The organism is Dolichospermum circinale AWQC310F (assembly GCF_000426925.1).
Classification (GTDB): domain Bacteria; phylum Cyanobacteriota; class Cyanobacteriia; order Cyanobacteriales; family Nostocaceae; genus Dolichospermum; species Dolichospermum circinale.
On record NZ_KE384679.1, the window covers coordinates 1 to 1,286 of the forward strand.

At 43.5% G+C, this 1,286-nt stretch carries 1 protein-coding gene; it reads right to left on the minus strand.

What is annotated here, in order from left to right; translation table 11 throughout:
- Positions 1 to 166: 166 nt before the first annotated feature.
- Entirely contained in the window at positions 167 to 1,210 is a 1,044-nt protein-coding gene (gene tsaD, locus ACIR310F_RS0110230) for a tRNA (adenosine(37)-N6)-threonylcarbamoyltransferase complex transferase subunit TsaD (RefSeq protein ID WP_028083752.1), read from the minus strand.
- Positions 1,211 to 1,286 lie beyond the last annotated feature (76 nt).

Here is a 1,286-nt window from a genome sequence, read left to right on the forward strand (position 1 = left end):
GAACAGGGAACAGGGAACAGGGAACAGGGAACAGGGAACAGGGAACAGGGAACAGGGAACAGGTTTTGGACAACTTTACTTTTCGTTACTTATGTCGGTTTTTTTCCGTTCACCTACTTATTACTTAATAATATTACTTAATTAATAGGTTTTAATAGGTTGGAAATTAATTTTCGTATAACTTCATGACATGGTTCAGGGAGAGCCGGGAATGCACTCCTAATGTCATAGATGATCTATGGCCACGGGAGAGGTGTTCAGCAGCAGCAGTGCCAATCATGGCCGCGTTGTCAGTGCAAAATTTTAGGGGGGGGAAAAGAACCCGCAAGCTATGTTTATTGGCTGCTGCTTGTAAATGCTTTCTGAGTCCACTATTTGCTGCTACACCACCGCCTACCGTAATAGTGTCTAGTTTATAATTAAGAGCGCAAGCGATCGCTCTTTTCGTCAGCGATCGCGCTATAGTATCCTGGAAACTAGCTACTATATCCGCTATTGGTACTTCTTTACCCTCTTTTTCCAATTGTTGCACTAAACGTAATACTGCTGTCTTTAATCCGCTAAAGCTACAATCATAAGGATGATAACCCCCACCAGGTAAAGAAATTTTTCCCTCCGGGAATATAAAAGCTTGGGGATCACCGATTTGTGATAGTTGATCAATTATTGGTCCGCCGGGATAACCCAATTTTAATAACCGCGCTACTTTATCAAAAGCTTCACCGGCTGCATCATCACGGGTTTCCCCTAGAGTTTCGTATATACCATAATCTTTGACATAAATCAAGCTTGTGTGACCCCCGGAAACAAGTAAGCTAAGAAAGGGGGGATTTAAACTTGCCTCAGTCAAATAGGTCGCACAAATGTGACCTTCCAGGTGATGTACTCCCAAAAAAGGCTTCTCATGTACCATAGCCAGGGTTTTGGCGGCTGTTAATCCCACCAGTAATGCCCCTACAAGTCCAGGCGCACAGGTGGCAGCTATACCATCAATCTGACTCCAGTTTAGATCACTAGAGGCGATCGCTTGTTCTATTTCATAATTCAGCGTTTCTAAATGCTGACGTGATGCTACTTCTGGGACTACGCCACCGTATTGTTGATGAACAGAAATTTGTGAAGCAACAATACTACTACAGACCTGACGATTGTTAATTATTGCAACAGCAGTTTCATCACAACTGGTTTCAATAGCTAAAACGGTTGTCATAATTAATTAGGGAACAGGGAACAGGGAACAGGGAACAGGGAACAGGGAACAGGGAACAGGGAACAGGGAACAGGGA